Raw genomic sequence first — 20,280 nt, forward strand, 5'->3', positions numbered from 1 at the left:
TCCAATGTCGGGCCTTTATCACCCATTACCACCAATCTGAATACGTGCTATACACCTCAAACCCGCTATGAAGGCATCCGTCACTTGAATGCTTATCATACAAATAGCTGTTAAAACAGCCACTTTCTAATGATTAATGATATTGTCACGCTGTGAAATTGATAATAAAGAAATAGTAGGATCAATGAGTCCGTTAGTTTCTTTTAATAATCACATAACTATAACTCATTCACCATGATACATATTCTATAAAACAGCAAAATTACAACAAAAAGTATCGACACATGTGTTTTATTTAGTTAGTTTGACTTTATAAACTGATTTTATGATTATTTTTAGACGAAAATTTGTTTTAGGATTTTTTATCAAATTCATTTTTCATCCTGAGATTAAATTAATAAAAAATAATTATTTTTCAAACAGATGGAACAGATTACATCTGGACTATAAAAAAAGGTGAAATGGGTATGTCACACGATTGCTATCATTCCTCAAAAATTCCCTCCGTAGTTGATAATGACGATTCTTCCCCCTTTCATGCCTCCTCTCTTAGCTCACCCCAACAAGTCATTTGGCTCGATCAAATTATTCATTCCGATTCTTCCAGTTATAATATCGGCATTTTTTCCTGCATTGGGGGGGAGTTGAACGAGGCGTTGTTTGAGCAGGCCTTTAAAGCCGTTGTTTATCGTCATGATACACTGCGCTTGCGGATGATTAACTCTCACACACTGCCTGTCCAAAAGGTTACTGAGACTCTCTCTGTCTCGATGAAAATACACGACTTTTCATCATATTCAGACGCAGAAATCAGAGTAAGACAATATATTGATGAAGAATTCCAGCGCCCGTTTCAATTGAATGGGACGCTGTGGCGTTCCGAATTGTTACGGGTAAGCGATACACGTAGATACTGGCAATTTTGCTGCCATCATTTGATCATTGATGGAACGGGTTTGTTCATTCTTTTTAATAATGTTATTGATAACTACAATCGTCTGATACAGAACAAAACACTGAGCAAGGCAGCACCTTCCTATCTGGATTTCATCGCAGATGACCAGAATTACCTCGCTTCTCCGGATTATTCACGCGACTTGCAATTCTGGCTAAAGCGCTACGAAAACCTGCCGCCGCCATTGCTCTCGCCCGTTAATACCAGCAAGAGCAGATATCCTGAACAAGCCGGGTCTATTGATTGTAAAAACGCTACTGACTGGCAAAAGCCTGTTTTGTGGCAGATAGATAAAGCACTTTTTCAACGTATCGAAGAGTGTGTCACCCAACAGGGATTATCCATTCAGCATTTCATGTATGCCGTTTTGGCTGGCTATTTCGCACGGACGACAGGGGTGAATGAAATTGTCCTCGGCATTCCCCTGCACAACCGGAAAAGTGACCAGCAAAAAAACACAATGGGAATGTTTGCAACCGTTATTCCGATTGGGATCACCATTGAGCCACAGGACACATTCCTTGTCGTTATGCAAAAAGCCGCGGCTGAACTGCGGCGTTGCTATCAGTACAATCGTGTCCCGATTGCAGAGATCAACCGGCAAATACACATCCAGCAGAAAACCGGACGAGCTCAACTGTTTGATATCACATTGTCATTTGAACCGTTTAAAGCCAATCTGCATATGGAAGGAGAAGATACCGCGATTGAATTTCTGGACTTACACCATGGTGTTCCCTATCCGCTCTCAGTCATCATAAAACAATACATGGACACCTCTTCTCCTGAAAATATCCCTCTCGGCGTCACGATTGAATTCAATTTTTCTGCCGATTACCTGAGCACTGAAGAAGTGATGACGCTTCAGTCCCGCCTTGCTGTTTTACTTGATTCTGCCCTCACGTCGCTGAATGCGCCGATAGCCAGTCTGCCTATCTTGCCCGAGACAGAACGCCAAAAAATATTGAAGGATTTCAATGCCACACAGGCTGATTTCCCACAAAACGCGTTGATCCACCAGCTATTTGAGGCTCAGGTACAGCAAACTCCTGATGCTATTGCCGTCGTTTTTGAAAACCAGTCCCTGACTTATGACGAGCTGAATCGTCACGCCAATCGTCTGGCGCATCATCTGATTGATCTGGGAGTACGTCCGGATGATCGGATAGCTATTTGTGCTGAGCGTAGTCTGGATATAGTAGTCGGCCTATTGGGGATACTGAAAGCAGGAGGGGCATATGTATCACTCGATCCCGCTTATCCGGCTGAGCGGTTAGCCTATATGCTCAATGATTTAGAACCTACGGCGCTGGTTATTCAACCTGCCATGGTAGAAATATTGGGCAGCAATCTGGCAACCAAGAAGATACCGACCATCGTGCTTGATGCTAAAGGGCACTCTGTTTTGGGTAACAGATCAGAAGAAAACCCGGATACTCAAGTACTGGGAATGACCTCACACAATCTGGCTTATATCATTTATACCTCCGGCTCTACCGGGCAACCTAAAGGGGTTATGATAGAACATCACGGATTATGCAATCTGCTGGTCACTCAGCAAGATACATTATCCCTTACTCCAGATAGCCGTCTCTTGCAGTTTGTTTCGAATAGTTTCGATGTCTATATCTGGGAATGCTTCATGGCTCTTCTGGCAGGGGCACGTCTCTATCTTGCGAAACGTACCGATATTCTGCCGGGATCTGCCCTGTCCGGCTATTTAGAAACCCATGCCATTACGCACTTATTCTTGTCACCCACAGCTTTGGCAGCAATGGATTCCATTCCCGATACACTGCAAGTTTTGATCGCGGGAAGTGAAACCTGTCCGGCAACGCTGGTCAATCGCTGGGCTCATGGACGACAGATGTTCAATGGCTATGGACCGACAGAAATTACTGTCTGTGCTACTCTCCATCCGTGCAATGGTCAGGAAAAAAATGCGCCGCCTATTGGTCGCCCCATCTCCAATTCACAAATTTATATCCTTGATACCCATGAAGAACCCGTTCCGATTGGTGTCATCGGAGAGATCTATATTGCCGGGGCTGGTGTTGCCCGTGGCTACCTCAACCGTCCCGAGCTGACGGCAGAACGTTTTCTGCCCGACCCATTTTCAACAGTAGCCGGAGCACGAATGTACAAAACCGGCGATTTGGCTCGTTGGCTGCCTGACGGCAATATTGAATACGTTAGCCGCAATGATTCTCAGATCAAACTACGCGGTTTCCGCATTGAACCGGGGGAAATAGAAGCACAGCTCACTCAATGCCACGGTGTACGCGAAGCAGTTGTAATTGCCCGGGAAGATATTTCAAAACAGAAATGCCTTGTCGCTTATTTGCTCGCCCAACCAAATGCAACATTAGTACCAACAGAACTGCGCCAACAACTTTCACAACGGCTTGCCGAATATATGATCCCCAGCGCCTTTGTCACGCTTGATGCCTTCCCGCTGACGCCCAATGGCAAACTTGACACTCAGGCTCTGCCATTACCCGATCTGGCATCAATAGTGGCGCGTAGTTATGAAGCGCCGGAGGGGGAAGCAGAAACCACGCTGGCTCAACTTTGGCAAGAGTTGTTGGGCGTGGATCGCGCTGGGCGCCATGACCACTTTTTCGAACTTGGCGGGCACTCACTGATAGCACTCAGTTTGATCGAACGGCTGTACGGCCTGAATTTATCGCTTGATATCCGCGCCATATTCGATACTCCGGTGCTGGCCGAAATGGCAAAAACAATGCGGGGGATTCAGGATAATGTGAACGACTTTACCGTGCCGCCCAATCTCATCCCTGATGGCTGTACAGCTATCACACCTGACATGTTGACTTTGGTATCCCTGTCCCAGCAAGAGATTAATGCCATCGCTGCTACCATTCCCGGTGGCTCTGCCAATATTCAGGATATCTATCCGCTTACCTCGCTACAGGAAGGTATCCTGTTTCATTATTTGTTGCAGGAGCAGGGTGATATTTATCTGTTACACACCCTGTTTGCTTTCGATACCCGCGAGTGCGTCGATGCCTTTCTGATTGCCTTGCAACAGGTCATTGATCGCCATGATATTCTGCGTACCGCAATCTACTGGCAAGAATTAACCCGACCGGTACAAGTTGTCTGGCGGAAGGCTTTCCTGCACATCAACACCTTTGTCCCTGCCAGCGATCAGGATGTCCCCGCTCAGTTGCTGGCTCACACTAATCCAGATCATCGGCGTCTCGATATCCGTCAGGCTCCCCTCTTCTCTGCCGATATTGCCCATGATCCGTATAAAAATGAGTGGTTACTGGCCTTATGCTTCCAGCATGTGATCAGTGATCATCTGACACTGGAACTTATTTTCAGTGAAATCAAAGAATTGATGCGAAGTCCAAGCAACAGCAAAGACAAGTACCCTGAAAATTTACCCACGCCACTGCCTTACCGTGATTTTGTTGCCCTATCCCTGCATATGCCGGTGTCAGAACACGAAGCCTATTTCCGTGAAATGCTCGCCGATATTGATACCCCGACCACTCCTTTCGGCATATTGGATACCCGCAATGGCGAAAGGCAAATGTCGGAAGTCAGCCAATCACTGAATGCGGTACTCTCCGGCGCAATCCGCACACAAGCCCATCGTCAGGGCGTCAGTTCCAGTGTGCTGTTTCATATCGCCTGGGCGCAGGTACTGGCGCATACCAGCGGACAGGATGATGTGGTCTTTGGTACGGTTTTGCTGGGACGTATGCAGACGGGTATCGGAATCGAACAAATTTTAGGGCTGTTTATCAATACGCTGCCCATACGTTTCCGGCTTGCAGGAAAAAGCGTACAAGCGATCGTGCAAGAGACTCATCACAGTTTGATGAAACTGCTGGAACACGAGCAGGCACCACTGGCGCTGGCGCAACGCTGTAGCAGTATGGCACCCTCCATGCCCCTTTTCAGTGCACTGCTCAATTATCGTCATAGCCGACCGGATGCAATCAGCCTCACGTCGGAAGGTATGCGCCTGTTGTCAGTACAGGAGAGAACCAACTACCCCTTCGCCTTATCTGTGGATGATTTAGGTGATGGTTTCAGTTTAGTTGCCCAAAGTGTGTCAGGTATCGATCCGGCACGTCTGATAGCCTATATGATCACTGCCCTGACAGGGCTTACCGAAGCATTAGATACAGAACCTCAACGACCTGTTGTTAACATTCCCATTTTACCTGCGGCAGAACGCCAGCAGTTGCTGGTGGATTTCAACGCAACCCAGACCGATTTCCCGCAAGAAACACTGATCCACCAATTGTTCGAAACACAGGTACAACGCACGCCGGACGCTATTGCCGTAATATTCGGGGACCAATCGCTGAGTTATGAGGAACTGAACCGCCGCACCAACCGTCTGGCTCATTATTTGACAGCGCAGGGAGTACGGCCTGACTCACGGGTGGCAATCTGTGCCGAACGCGGTCTGGACATGGTGATTGCTTTGCTGGCTATTCTCAAAGCAGGCGGGGCTTATGTGCCGCTCGACCCTGAATATCCTGCTGACAGACTGGCTTATATCTTGTCAGACAGTGAACCCGTGATCGTGTTGACGCATCATCGTTTACAAAAAAAACTCCCTGCCACTGACGTCCCTATTTTGGTCTTGGATGATCTCACTGTTCAGGCCGATATTGCCGGCCAAAAAAGTGATGATATTGATGCCTCCCGTTTAGGGCTGACATCCCGTCATTTGGCCTATGTGCTCTATACTTCAGGTTCGACAGGGCAACCCAAAGGCGTCATGAATGAACATCGGGGTGTCGTGAACCGTTTGCTCTGGGCACAGGATACCTATCAGTTATCCTCTCTGGATCGGGTATTGCAGAAAACGCCATTCAGCTTCGATGTTTCTGTCTGGGAATTTTTCCTGCCTCTGATGTTCGGCGCTCAATTAGTGATGACCCGTCCCGGCGGTCACAAGGAACCGGAATATTTACGGGAAGAAATTGAAAAACGCGGTATTACCACACTGCATTTTGTCCCGTCCATGCTGCAAGTTTTTCTTCACTGTGTTCCGGTCGGGTGCTGCACTTCCCTGCGCCAGATTTTATGCAGTGGTGAAGCATTCCCTTACGCATTACAGCAGCAATGTCTGTCCCATTTTCCTCACAGTGAGCTGCATAATTTATACGGGCCAACCGAAGCGGCCATTGATGTCACCGCCTGGCACTGTGTTCCGGATCGCCATATCGGGCACGTACCGATTGGACACCCCATCTCCAATATTCAGATTTATATACTCGATACGCAGGGTCAGCCTGTTCCGCTCGGTGTCAGTGGTGAAATCTATATCGCGGGTGTCGGTGTTGCCCGTGGTTATCTGAATCGGCCTGAACTCACGACTGAACGCTTCCTTATAGATCCATTTTCTCCTGTTCCTGATTCACGCATGTACAAAACCGGCGATCTGGGCCGTTGGCTGCCGGATGGCAATATTGAATACCTCGGCCGCAACGATTTTCAGGTCAAAATACGTGGTCTTAGGATTGAACTTGGTGAAATTGAGGTAAAACTTGAGCAATGTTCTGGTGTGCGTGAAGCCGTGGTGATAGCGCGTGAAGATACCGAAGAGCAGCAACGATTGGTTGCCTATCTGATTACTGAACCAGAGATGAAGCCGACTCCGGCGGAATTGCGCCAACAACTCGCGCAACAGCTTACCGATTATATGATCCCCAGCGCCTTTGTGACACTTGATGCTTTCCCGCTGACATCCAACGGTAAACTTAACAGACGGGCACTTCCTGTTCCGGACACATCTGCTGTCGTGACACATGGCTATGAAGAACCCAGTGGTGAGGTGGAAACTACTCTGGCTCAAATTTGGCAAACACTATTGGGACTGGAGCAAGTGAGTCGCCATGATAATTTCTTTGAACTCGGCGGCCATTCCCTGCTCGCAATCCAACTGATCGGGCGAGTACGTCAGACACTGGCACGAGAGCTGTCTTTACCACAACTTTTTGCCTGTCCTGTCCTGTCAGATTTGGCTGCTGTGCTGACCGATGCATCAGTCACGACTCAAACGCACATTCCTGCCGCCGATCGCACTCAGCCGCTGCCGCTCTCTTTCGCCCAACAACGCCTGTGGTTCCTGTCCCGGCTCAATCCGGCAGCCAGTCTGGCTTATCATATTCCCGCCGTGCTGCATCTGGACGGACAACTCGATCATACCGCCCTTACAGTTGCACTCAATCATCTCGTCTCCCGACAAGAAAGTCTGCGCACCCGCTTTGTTCTGGTGGATGAACAGCCTTGCCAGCACATTGACGCCGGGGATATCGGCTTTAATTTGGCCTATCAGGATCTGCAAGGATTAGACGAAACCGCTGGTATGAACCGTATTAATGAGTTGGTAGAACTTGAAACACAAACCCTGTTTGATTTCGCCAATAAACCATCAATTCGGGGCCAATTGTTGCAACTGTCAGACCAAGAGCATGTCCTGATCTTTACGCAACATCACATCATCACTGATGGCTGGTCAGTAGGAATATTGATCCGCGAACTGGGGGCACTCTACCGCGCCGCGCTTGAAAAACATGATGATCCTTTACTGCCCTTGCCTATTCAGTATGCTGACTATGCTGTCTGGCAACAGGCGTGGCTACAGGGTGACGTTCTCTCAGCACAACGGAATTTCTGGCAGAAGCGACTTCAGGATGCCCCCGCGTTGCTGGATCTCCCCACTGACCGACCACGCCCACCCGAACAGCGTTATGCCGGTGGCCATATCCCCGTCCACTTGGATACTGACTTATTGTCTTCCCTCAAGGCGCTTGGTCAACGTCAGGGGACAACATTATTCATGAACCTGCTTACGGGTTGGAGCATCGTACTTGCCCGCCTGAGTGGTCAGAACGATATCGTCATCGGGACACCGGTTGCCAATCGTCCCTATCGTGAACTGGAGGGATTGATTGGCTTTTTCGTTAATACCCTGCCTTTACGTATCGAACTGGAGAATTGCAGTACGGTGGCAGAACTGCTCTCTCACATCCGCGAACAGGCACTGGCAGCTTATGCCCATCAAGATCTGCCTTTTGAACAATTGGTGGAAATTCTGCAACCTGTTCGCAGCTTAAGTTACAGTCCGATTTTTCAGGTGATGCTGGCGTTGGACAATACACCCGCCCAGCGTTTTGAATTACCCGGTTTGTCCGTTACATTGCTCGAACAGACACACCACAGCGCACACTTTGACCTCACACTGTCACTCAATGAAACTCAACATGGTCTTAGTGGTCATCTGGAATATGCTTCGGATTTGTTCGATCATGCCACGGCTGAGCGCATGGTGGGTTATCTCATACAGATACTGACAGCCATGACCGCCGATGAAAACCAGACTATTGCCCGTTTACCGATGCTATCGGTTGCAGAGCGTCAGCAGTTGTTGGTCGATTTCAATTCTCCTCACGCTGACTTCCCGCAAGATGCGTTGATTCATCAACTGTTCGAAGCGCAGGTACAACGTACACCGGATGCGGCGGCGGTGATATTTGAAGATCAATCAATGAGTTATGACGAACTGAACCGCCGTGCCAATCAATTGGCGCACCACCTGATTGCCTTTGGTGTCCGGCCTGACTCCCGGGTGGCAATTTGTGTTGAACGGGGTTTGGACATGATAATCAGCCTGTTTGGCATCTTAAAAGCAGGTGCAGGTTATATCCCACTCGATCCAGAGTATCCCACTGAGCGACTGACTTATCAGCTATCGGACGGAAAACCGGCCATCTTGCTGACCCAAAAACATTTACAGCAGAATTTACAGGCAGACTCATCAATACAAGATCTGCCCGTCTGGCTGCTGGACGATGAAACATATCAGGATAGCGTGGCGAAACAGCCTGCGCATAATCCCGACAGCGGGCAAACAGGGCTGCAACCGCACCATCTGGCCTATATCATCTACACGTCCGGTTCTACCGGACATCCAAAAGGTGTCATGCTGGAACACCGTAATGTTGTGAGCCTTATCCACGCTCAATGTCAGGTCAGTCATCCCCATTTGGGTGATCGTATTCTGCAATTTGTCACCATCGCGTTTGATATTTCTGTATCGGATATTTTCCCTACTCTGGCATCGGGCGCTACGCTGGTTTTGCGCCCGTCTCATATCAAAGTACCGGATATGACTTTTAACAATTTATTGCGTGAACAGAAAGTCACTATCATCAATATACCGACCGCATTCTGGCATCACTGGGTTCAGGAGATGATGGCCGGACGCGGCGATTTCAGTCCCTATCTGCATACTGTCATTGTCGGTGGTGATAAAGTCGAACACCGTTATCTGATGAATTGGCTATCCTGCCCTGAAACGCAATCCTGCCGTTGGTTCAATGCCTATGGTCCCACTGAAGTAACCGTCACGGCCTCCGCCCTGATGATAGATAACCAACATTCCCTTCCTATCACCGATAACATTGCCATCGGACGCCCGTTGTCCAATACCTGTATTTATATTCTGGATACACTCGGTCAGCCTGTTCCCATCGGCGTTAACGGTGAAATCTACATCGGTGGGATGGGTGTCGCCCGTGGTTATTCAAACCAACCGGAATTGACGGCAGAGAGATTTGTCATCGATCCCTTTAGCGAGTCCCTCAATGCCCGCATGTACAAAACCGGTGATTTGGGGCGCTGGCGACCTGACGGCAATATCGAGTATCTTGGCCGCAACGATTTTCAGGTCAAGATACGCGGTTTCCGCATTGAACCGGGAGAAATTGAATCCAGACTGATGCAATGCCACGGTGTACGTGAGGCGATTGTTCTTGCCCGCAAAGAGGGGAAAGAGCGCAACAAAGAGAACGCAGACCAGAAACGTCTGGTGGCTTATCTGCTCGCTGAGCCGAAGGCGAAACTAGTTCCGGCGGAACTGCGACAGCAACTTGCCCAACACCTTGCCGAGTACATGCTGCCTTATGCCTTCGTTATACTTGATGCTTTTCCACTGGCCCCTAATGGAAAGATAGACCGTCAGGCACTGCCGGCACCTGATCAGACGGCGATAGTCACCCGAACTTATGAAGCGCCTATCGGTGACAGGGAAATAGCACTGGCTGAGATCTGGCAAGCGTTATTAGGACTGGAAATAGCGGGTCGTTACGACCATTTCTTTGAGCTGGGTGGTCATTCACTGATGATAGTCAGCCTGATCGAACGTGTGCGTAGTCAAGGCTGGAGTCTTGATATCCGTACGGTGTTCGCCACACCCGTACTGGCTGAAATGGCGAAAATGATGTGGGCAGATGAAGATAACGCCGCCAAATTTACTACACCGCCCAATCTTATCCCTGATGACTGTACCGCCATCATCCCTGAGATGTTGCCTCTGGTCTCCTTAACGCAACGTGAAATTGATGCCATCGTCGCGACGGTCCCCGGTGGGGCCGGCAATATTCAGGATATCTATCCCCTTGCACCACTTCAGGAAGGTATGCTGTTCCACCACCTTCTGCAAACTCAGGGCGACGTTTACCTGTTGCATATCTTGCTTGCTTTCGATACCCGCGAGCGCCTTGATGCCTTTCTGGCAGCGTTTCAAAAAGTTATTGAACGCCATGATATTCTGCGCACCGCCGCCTGCTGGCAAGGACTGGAGCAACCTGTGCAAGTCGTCTGGCGTCAGGCACCCCTGCGCATCAACACCTTTATTCCAGACATCGGATCAAATATCGAATCGGGCAGTGACAAAGATGTTCAATCTCAATTGCTGGCGCATACTGATCCGTACCATCGCCGTCTTGATGTTACTCAGGCATCAATTTTCTCCATAGATACCGCCTATGATCCGGATAAAGGTGAATGGCTGCTGGCACTGTGCTGCCATCACATGCTCAATGACCATATGTCGCTGGACCTTATCATGGATGAAATCTACACACTGATGTACCCCCGTACCGAACACTCGTGTATTGAGAAACTCCCCCCAATATTGCCTTACCGTAACTTTATCGCCCAGTTACCGCGTATGCCGATATCAGACCACGAAGCTTATTTTCGTAAGACGCTGGCCGATATGGATGCGCCGACAGCACCTTTCGGAATATTGGATGTTTACAGCGGGGACAGACCCGTGACGGAGGTCATAAAATTACTGAATGCCTCGCTGTCCAGAGCCATCCGTATTCAGGCTCGTCGTCAGGGCGTCAGTCCCGGAGTGCTGTTTCATGTTGCATGGGCGCTGGTGCTGGAAAAACTGTGCGGGCGGGATGATGTTGTCTTCGGTACAGTCTTACTGGGTCGTATGCAAGGAAATGCTAGCATTGAGCGGCATTTGGGGCTGTTTATCAATACCCTGCCCGTGCGGATCAGACTTGCAGGAAACAGTGCACAAGAAACTGTACAAGCAACCTACCAGAACTTAATACAACTACTGGAACACGAACAGGCGCCGCTGGCTCTGGCCCAGCAATGTAGCGGGGTAAAAGCGCCTCTGCCGCTCTTCAACTCACTGCTCAACTATCGCCATACTCAACCCGATGCGATCCACACCGCATGGGAAGGCATACGCCTGATAACCGCTTATGAGAGAACTAACTATCCCCTCTACTCAGCCGTGGATGATTTGGGTAAAGGCTTCCGGTTGGCCGTACAGACTGTACCGGGCATCGATCCGACTCAGGTGATAGCCTGTATAACTAGCGCCTTGACGGGGCTGGTTAAAGCGCTGGAAACTGAACCTCAACGACCCATTGTGAACATTCCCATTTCGGCGGCGACAGAACATCAGCAATTGCAGGTCAATTTCAATGGCAATCCCGTTAATAGCAATGCTGTTAATAGCAATGCCGTTAATGCCACACAAACCGACTCGTTCCCACAGATGCAGCTCAGGCCAGATCAACCTGTCATTGCGACACACAACTATGAGGCACCCGTTAATGACGTAGAAACGGCATTGGCTCAAATCTGGCAGAAATTACTGAAGCTGGAAAAAGTGGGTCGTCATGACAACTTCTTTGAACTGGGGGGACATTCACTGACAGCGATACAATTGCTGGCTCGTATGTATGAGCAAAACATGGAAGTACCGTTGATTGCTGTATTCACACACCCAACCCTGAGCGAACTGGCTTCGGTCGTGGGCAATACCGCCACCATCTTATCGCCCGGAGAATAACACTTCATCAGATAATGACCGTACAAGTGGCTGTTGAAACAGCCACTTGTTTTTAATCTGGAGCAGGTGAAAACACGACGTTACAGGATTGTCTGAAATTTGCCCAATTCTTACTGAATTATGTATACTGATGTTCAGTCAGTACGCATCAAAGGATTGTCCTATCTGTTTTTCTTTTCGGGGGATAGACCATTATTGTGATCATTGAAGACGGTAAACTGGTTATACAACCTGAGATGCAGTTTTAATAAACAAAAATAGCCGGGAAGATCACTTCAGGAAATCTTCCCGGCTTTTATCCAAAATGGATCATGGATTAACGTATATTTTTAACAACATCGATAAAAAAACGGTGTATTTTGGAGCAAAACGTAGAATTTTCAATAAAATCAGGAACAACTAACACATAATAAAATACATTATCTAATAGTAAATTTATATCATAAGGCTCAAAATCTGACTGAGTTTCAAATTCAAATAAAGAAGCTATGCCATGTAAATTAACAACCCTTGCTTCAATACAAAAACATCCTTGTCCATCAATATCTGTGTTATATCCCACCTCTAAATGGTGCTCTAACATATTCTTATCTTTATAAAAAAATAAAGACTCTTCTCCATCATGGGAATTATACTCATACTGATAATCTATATTGCTAATTTCTTTTTTTAACACCTCAAAAATTTTTTCTATAGATTTATTAGTATAAAACCCATATAACTCACCAGTCCATCCTGACATATAATCCCCCCCACAGATAATATTTCCACAAAAACTAATAACTCATTTAACACTTACCATGTGTAACACCATCTTTTAGCTTGTTGTTTGGGTTTCTAAGATTTATATCCTCTTGTATAAAAAGACGTTTCACTCCATCCTGGCGATCCACTCGTTGTATTTTACTACTATCTATTTCAAAAGAGATATAATGCGTACTTTTTGAGTTGGGCAATCCCATTTGTCCTCTGGCTTTTGAGGCATTCAGTTGTTCTGGTGACATTGTTGTTACATAAACTGCTTTAGGCTTTCCTGAAATTGCGCCCTTTCCTCTGGCCCCAGGATCAGCCATATTTATAACACCACTACCCATTATTCCTTTATAACCATCACTACTCGTATAGTGATAAACCCGAACCATCTCCCAACCCCACGGGTCGATCCATGTGAGAGGATTCGGTGCATAAGCGTAGAGGTTTATCCCCCCATTTAAACCTATCGGGTCAGGCGTAATAAACCGTCCAATTTCCGGCGCATAATACCGATAAGTATTAAAGTGCAGCCCCGTCTCTTTGTCAAAATATTGCCCTGCATAGCGCAGGTTTTGGTCAAAGTTTCGGGTTGAACGTTCCGTGTCGGTAAAATACGCGATCGTGGTGCTGTTGACGGCGCCAAAGGCGTCATATTTGCCTGACCACGCAATTTTCCCGTCTTCGTCCGTCACTTCCAACGGAGCACTGTTGATATCGGTGTGATACCAGAAATAGTCACGTACTGAACCTTTGGCAACGACACAGGCCAGCGGCGTATAGCTCTCGTGAGATTCATAACAATAGGTCTGGGTTTTACCCGTATTAGAATTGCGTTCCTGCAACAATTTCAGGCCATGCCAGACAAAATCCGTTTGTTCCTGTTGGGGTGTCCCTGTCGGCCATGTCGTCACCACCTTACGAATGCGCCGTCCAAGCGCATCGTAATGATAGATGGCCTTAATGCCGTTGCCTTCGGCGAGAATCAGGCGGTTATCGCCATCGTAACGATAGGTCTGTCGGTTGCTGGAGCTGATTCCACGACTGATAACATTACCGTGCGCATCATGCTCATAGTGCCATTGGTTCCACTGTACCAGCCGGTCACCTTGTGGGGTCAGGTGTTTTTTCTGCTCAGCTTCTTTTTCCATTATGGATTGCGGACGTTCGAGCAGGTTATCCGCGCGGTCGTACCACAGCATTTCTTCAAAGCTGTCCACGCTGGTGACTTTTTTCAGCCGGCTTTCCGAGTCATACAGATATTCCACCCAGCCACGGTAGTGGTCTTCCATCAGGGATAAGTCATCTTGTCTGTCGTAATGCCATGCCCGCCACGGTTTACCTTGCCCAATCGATGACGATTTATCCCTGACACTGTACTGGCTGATGCGGCGACCCAATGGGTCATATTCACGGAACTGGAATAAGTTGCCCTGTGTCCGGCTGGTTTCACGGTGCAGGTTATCGCGCTCAAATTCGGTGATAATTTTCTGGTCATGGCGGATGGCACTGAGATGACCGGAACCATAATACAGCCAGCGTAGGGTATCGCCTTGTGGCAGGGTCAGTTCGGTCAGGTTATCCATTTCATCGTGACTGAACCGGAGGATATCTTCACCGTTCTGCTCCCGGATCATCCGCCCCAACTCATCGTAGGCAAAGCTGACCGTATTCGGCAGCAAACCCAGTTGTTTTCCGGTGGCATTCGGTGCACGGGACGCTTCCAGCAGCCGTCCCATGTTATCCCATTGATACTGGTAATTATCGGTATTGGTTTCCCGTCTGATAAGGTTACCCGCCGCATCGTAATGCAGATAAACCGGACGGACAGGCTGGCGGAATACCCGGTCGCCCAGCCGTTTTTCGCTACTCAGCAAACCCGCAGCATTATATTCATACTGGATTAAGGTATCGTCGGGACGAATCTCTTCGACGAGCTGGCCTTCGGCGTCACGGTTAAGCAGATAACGGCCACCATTGGCATTCTCAATTTGTACCAGATGTCCTTCGGGGTTGTAGTGATAGCAGATTTGGCGTTGCAGGCGGTCGGTGGCACTAACAACCTGCCCCAAGGCATTGTATTCCCAATGGCGGGCAGCATTTTCATTACGTTGGTGATGGGTAAGCTGACCGGCATTGTCCCATGCCATTTGCTCTGTCGAACCGTCAGGATAGGTCACAAGGATGAGATGCCCGTTATCATCATAGCGATAACTCACCGTTTCCATCAGGGCATTGGTGAAACGGCTCAGTCGGTTTTCATCATCATAACCCCATGCGCTGCTTTGCCCTGAACAGTCGGTATGGCTGATTAACTGCCCCTGACCATTCCACAGAAATTGGCTGTTGCCACCTTTCGCATCAGTACGCTGATAAGGCCGTAGTGTCTTTAAGCCGTAATGATAACGGGTCGTGTGCTTCAGGGGGGAGGTTTCGTTGACTAGACGCCCGAACTCATCGTAATCCAGCGCGGTTTTCGTGCCATCCGGCCAAAAAATAAAAGTCAGTCTGTCAGTATCATTCTGGTATTGCCACCGGGTCTGATTACCGTTGCCGTCGGTCATACTCAGCAGTCGGCCTGACTTATCCCATTCCCCCGAACGGGTATGGCCTTCCGCATTTTTATAGCCATTTGGCAGGCCGAATTCATCCCATAAAATATGATGTTCTGTGCCATTACGGTCAGCACAATGAACAATCTGATAGTCTTCGTTTAGTGTCCAGACAGTGCGAGAATCATCATGCCAGTGAGCTGTACGGGTCAGGTTTTTATCATCATAATCCAACCGATAGCCCGCGCCTTCACTGGTTTTCTGACTGATAACCCGCCACAATCCGTCTTCCGTTTGTTCCCATTCATAATCACAACGCAGCCCGCGCGTGTCTTGATGCCATGCCATCATACCGTGTTCAGTCCAGCCGAATTGACGCTGGAGATGGTCATTGCGGTGAGTCACACCAATAAGCTGCGCTTTTTCGTTGTAGTGATAATGGCAAAGCCGGATACGCTGGTCATTGTACAATTCGCGCCAAACGGCAATCAGACGAGAAACTGTTTTCCCATCAATATCCATCACCGCATAATCACAGTGCAGATTCATTGCGCCGCAACCCGTGATATTGACCATCTGTTGCTGGTCGTTGTAATGGAATCGCTGTTCATTGCCGACATTATCACAGATATGGCTTAATCGGCTGACGCCTTCATTATCAAAGGTGGCATAGTGATAAACCAGCTCACCCGAATCACGGATTTCCCATTCCCCTTCTTCCGTGTGTATCAGCCAGCTTTGGGCGTCAGGGCAAAAACAACGGTGACCTTCCGGCACTTCAGGAAACGGGACAATATCACCGGATAAGCTGCGCCAAAGAATGCCTTCTTCAACCCGGATAAGCTGGCTTTCCCAGAATAAATTCCAGCCCTGGCCGAGTACGCTGTCATACTGATAACTGCTCAGGTAGCTGCGCTGCCAGTAGAGCGGCAATTCGGCATCAAAAACGAAATCCAGCTCATCGTCATCGTTCAGGAATTTTTGACCGGCAATCACTTCCACGGGCTTAGACAAAATACCCACAACTGGAATAGCCACACCGAGCCAGCCAAACCGACATGCAAATTTGCGGATTTTATCTGCACCCGGTATTTTACTGAACAGCTTTTGCAAGGCGCCGGGGCCTTTGGCTGCTGCGCCGCCAAAGCTGATTAGCCCGGAGGCAAACATCGTCAAATCAGAAACGGTATACGCCGACTGAGGAATTTCCGGTGTAATACTGGCTTCTGTCTTCGTACCGCCGCCAATAAATACATTGGACGAGCCGGTCATAACGGCGGCATCACAGGTGGTTTTGTCGCCCACACGTGACGCTGGCAGCCCATTAATAAACACGGAGTCAGAGCCTTGTGCCATCTGGCGAATGCCATCTTCTTTACTGCACATGACTTCACTGCGTTTTGCTATGGCGGCTTTCTTGCTGTTGATAAGCACATTGTCGGAACCACTGGTAATGGTTCCGCTGGGACTTCGTGACGAGGCCCCTTTCGACACACAGGCATCACGGGCCATATCACCTAACGCACTGGTCGCCATGCCCACGGCAATCGAAGCACCAATCAACAAAACGCCGACACCAATACAGGAAGCCGCCAATCCCGCCACAAAGAGCGCTCCCGCAAGGATGCCGCCAGCGGCTGAAATCAATGAACCAATGAGAGTGCCTGCAACCAACCCCGCCATTGCACTGGAATGGCCTATCGTATCCCCCAACCTTGCTGCTTCTGGCATGATGTTCTCTCCCTAGAACCGGAAACTTTTCAGGCAGTCATCCAACCACTGCCGCTGTGGTTCAGTAAACGCCTGCTGGGATGATAAGGTAAAAATCAGTACCTTTTTCTCATCCCGCAGAAATACCGCCTGATACTGATAAACTTGTTGGCCTTTTTTAGGGCGGTAGCAGGAAAGCAGTAAACTGCCTTGCAACAAATTGTCACCTAATAGGGCGGGTTGCTCTTCAAGCAATTGCCAGTCACGCAGACTCTTTTTCAGTAATTCTTTCTGGCGGATGAGATAACTGTCCAGCTCCTCCCCTTCAATCAATTGGTCACGTCCAATATTCAGGGCGGGGACATTCGGGGCGATGATGATATTAACTGTCTGTTCCTGATAACCTTCCGGAATAGTGATGCTACCTTCAGTGAACTGACAACGCGGGCGGGTTTCCATATTTCCGGGCCTCATTAATGATAGGTTTATATTTTTAGTATATTAATCAGGCAGGATATAACAGCGCTGCTTATGTATTCCAGCGTAAACAAAATCACTTTAAGTAAATTGTGATTAACTTCTCTTCTTATATAAAATCAGATAATTACCTAATTGAAATGGCATGAAATAAAACAAGTTATTCTGACATTTTTTGTTGTACCGCCTCCGAAAAAATACGCTTTCCGTAACCTATCTTTTCTGTAAGTTACAGAAAAAATTTATGGCATCAATAATTCATCAGCGCCAACAATACGGGATATTGCCTATTGAATGTATTTTTCTCAAACATTTAGTAATTTGAATATATTTTGCAGCAGCTCCCCTAACACGCACTTAACCATAACACTTTATCATATCATTACCGTATAAGTGGCTGTTTTAACAGCCACTTGTTTTAGTCGAGGGATAATACATCCTGTATTTTTATTTAAAACGATATCGACCATTCGCAAAATGCCATCTATGACTTACAGCCGGATCCAGTTCCATATCTCCTGAATTAACTTCAACAAATCCCATATTCGAATAGATACCACGAACCTCACCAAGTGAAAATAGTTTCAATTTTCCATTTTTTCCCAGTTGTTGAGATTTATTTACTGCTTCTTCTATCAATAAAATACCACTTCCTTTGATACCACTATGAGTAACAAGAATCATAACTTCTGGAAAATCAGAAAGATTAGAAGAAGAAGACAATATCAATGCTCCAATAGGAGCCAACTTAAAATAAGAGACAAAGAAATTATAATTATACTTACCCCCATAATTTAACTCATTTTTTATATCATTTAATATATTAATTCCTGCTCCTAGCATATCTTTAGTACAATAACATCGGTTCTTCCATTTTCTTTGTTCTTCATCCAGTTGTTCATCTGGATTGGGCATATATTCCCAATTGTCTTCTTCTATTTTAAATTTCATTTTATGAATAGAATTTAATGCTTCCTGAAAAGAGACTTCAATTATATTTAAAGATGATCTATCAATGAAATGTGAAGTTAACTCAGGGCTGGAATTCCACCGATTCAAGGAACCAGAAGTTTTCTGTTCACTTATATTGGATAATTTTCTGTTGAAGATCATAGCAGACCTCTCTATAAAAATGGCATACACCAGTTATCTTTCAAGTTGCTGCTTTATTCTAGGCTTCTCGGCGTTCATTTCCTTGTTGCTGCGCCGCAACTTGAAATCTATTGAGAGTATTAATTCACTATCTCCTCCTGAACTCTCCGCTCTTCCCTATGTTTGCGCATTCGCCATAAAACTTCCAATATCACAAACCACAATGGTGTGCCATATAACGCAATGCGCGTATCGTAATCAAATATCATGATAACGACGGTAAAGGCGAAAAATACCAAAGTACACCATGTCATGGGAATGCCCATCGGCATTTTGTAGATAGAGACTTTATGCAGGTCAGGACGCTTTTTGCGGTAAGCCAGATAAGCAAGCAGTATCATGCACCAACTGTAAATCACCATGATGGCCGCCACGGTTGAAACAATAGTAAATAGTTTCATAACGTCAGGAATAATAAACAGCAGGAATACGCCACTGACCATGCAGATGACGGAGAATATCAGGCTGGTGACGGGAACGGCACTGCTCTTGGAGAGTTGGCTGAATTTATGATGTGCCAATTTTTCCGTCGATAAACCATACAGCATTCGGGTACAGGCATATAACCCGCTGTTTGCCGAAGACATAGCCGACGTCAGCGCCACAAAGTTTATTATCGCGGCAGCGGCGGGCAGACCAGCCAGCGCAAACAACGTCACGAACGGACTGGCTTCCGGTGAAATATGCGGCCATGAAGTCACGGCAATAATGCACATCATGGAGAGTACGTAAAAGATGATGATCCTGATGGGAATGGTATTGATGGCTTTCGGTAAAATTTTCTCCGGCTCTTTGGTTTCAGCCGTTACTGTGCCAACCAGTTCGATCCCCGTAAAGGAGAAAATAGCAATCTGAAAACCGGCAAAAAAACCAAAGACCCCATTCGGCAGGAATACTTCGGGCTCCGTCAAATGACGTACAGAAGCTGTCACGCCATTGGGTGAAGTCCATCCCACAAACACCATTCCGATACCTACGATAATCAGGGCAACTATCGCCACCACTTTTATCATGGCAAACCAGAATTCTGTTTCACCAAATAGCCGTACTGAGAAAAAGTTACATAAACACATTAACCCCAAAATAAAGAGTGCCGTAAACCAGAGATAACTGTCCGGAAACCAATACTGGATATAACCGCCACAGACCACAACATCCGCGATGCAGCTGACTATCCAGCTCATCCAATATGTCCAGCCCAGAAAATAACTGGCTTTATCCCCAAGATAATCAGCGACAAAATCAGCAAACGTCCGGTAATCCAATTTGGTGAGCAATAGCTCTCCCATCGCCCTCATGACCATGAAAGCGAAAAAACCAATCAATAAGTAAGTCAGGATAATTGACGTGCCCGATACGGCTATCGTTTTTCCCGTCCCCATAAACAATCCTGTACCAATGGCTCCGCCAATGGCGATTAATTGAACATGACGCTGCCCTAATCCACGGTGAAGTTTTTGGGCACCTGCGGATTGCTCCACAGGTGTTTTTAATGATTTCGTCATCAATGACCTCTACGGTTT

6 protein-coding genes are annotated in these 20,280 nt (G+C 47.5%); 1 reads left to right on the forward strand and 5 read right to left on the reverse strand.

What is annotated here, in order from left to right; translation table 11 throughout:
* The first annotated feature begins 467 nt into the window (after nt 1-467).
* On the forward strand, nt 468-12,116 hold the full coding sequence (locus FE394_RS02740; protein WP_319924871.1) for a non-ribosomal peptide synthetase: 11,649 nt from the start codon (nt 468-470) through the stop codon (nt 12,114-12,116).
* A gap of 316 nt (nt 12,117-12,432) precedes the next feature.
* Here the strand turns inward: FE394_RS02740 and FE394_RS02745 are convergent, their stop codons facing one another.
* The 5 genes from FE394_RS02745 to FE394_RS02765 all read right to left on the reverse strand — a co-directional run bounded on the left by FE394_RS02745 (nt 12,433) and on the right by FE394_RS02765 (nt 20,262).
* The gene (locus tag FE394_RS02745; RefSeq protein WP_319924872.1) at nt 12,433-12,858 is read right to left on the reverse strand and encodes a hypothetical protein; all 426 of its coding nucleotides are present in this window, start codon (nt 12,856-12,858) and stop codon (nt 12,433-12,435) included.
* Nucleotides 12,859-12,904: 46 nt separating this feature from the next.
* Nucleotides 12,905-17,149, reverse strand: coding sequence for an RHS repeat-associated core domain-containing protein (locus FE394_RS02750; RefSeq protein WP_319924873.1), 4,245 nt, complete (start codon nt 17,147-17,149; stop codon nt 12,905-12,907).
* A gap of 12 nt (nt 17,150-17,161) precedes the next feature.
* Nucleotides 17,162-17,587 carry a DUF1795 domain-containing protein gene (locus FE394_RS02755; RefSeq protein WP_319924874.1) on the reverse strand — a complete coding sequence of 142 codons (426 nt, stop codon included), beginning with the start codon at nt 17,585-17,587 and terminating at the stop codon, nt 17,162-17,164.
* Between the two features lie 465 nt (nt 17,588-18,052).
* Entirely contained in the window at nt 18,053-18,718 is a 666-nt protein-coding gene (locus FE394_RS02760; RefSeq protein ID WP_319924875.1) for a hypothetical protein, read from the reverse strand.
* Nucleotides 18,719-18,837: 119 nt separating this feature from the next.
* Nucleotides 18,838-20,262, reverse strand: coding sequence for an amino acid permease (locus tag FE394_RS02765; protein ID WP_319924876.1), 1,425 nt, complete (start codon nt 20,260-20,262; stop codon nt 18,838-18,840).
* Nucleotides 20,263-20,280 lie beyond the last annotated feature (18 nt).

Origin of the sequence: Xenorhabdus littoralis (assembly GCF_033949345.1) — a bacterium.
In the GTDB taxonomy this organism is placed as follows: Bacteria; Pseudomonadota; Gammaproteobacteria; order Enterobacterales; family Enterobacteriaceae; genus Xenorhabdus; species Xenorhabdus littoralis.

What these genes read in the sequence shown, in the direction of transcription:
- FE394_RS02740 (WP_319924871.1), top strand. Translation starts at nt 468, where the DNA reads ATGTCACACGATTGCTATCATTCCTCAAAAATTCCCTCCGTAGTTGAT.
- FE394_RS02745 (WP_319924872.1), bottom strand. Translation starts at nt 12,858, where the DNA reads ATGTCAGGATGGACTGGTGAGTTATATGGGTTTTATACTAATAAATCT.
- FE394_RS02750 (WP_319924873.1), bottom strand. Translation starts at nt 17,149, where the DNA reads ATGCCAGAAGCAGCAAGGTTGGGGGATACGATAGGCCATTCCAGTGCA.
- FE394_RS02755 (WP_319924874.1), bottom strand. Translation starts at nt 17,587, where the DNA reads ATGGAAACCCGCCCGCGTTGTCAGTTCACTGAAGGTAGCATCACTATT.
- FE394_RS02760 (WP_319924875.1), bottom strand. Translation starts at nt 18,718, where the DNA reads ATGATCTTCAACAGAAAATTATCCAATATAAGTGAACAGAAAACTTCT.
- FE394_RS02765 (WP_319924876.1), bottom strand. Translation starts at nt 20,262, where the DNA reads ATGACGAAATCATTAAAAACACCTGTGGAGCAATCCGCAGGTGCCCAA.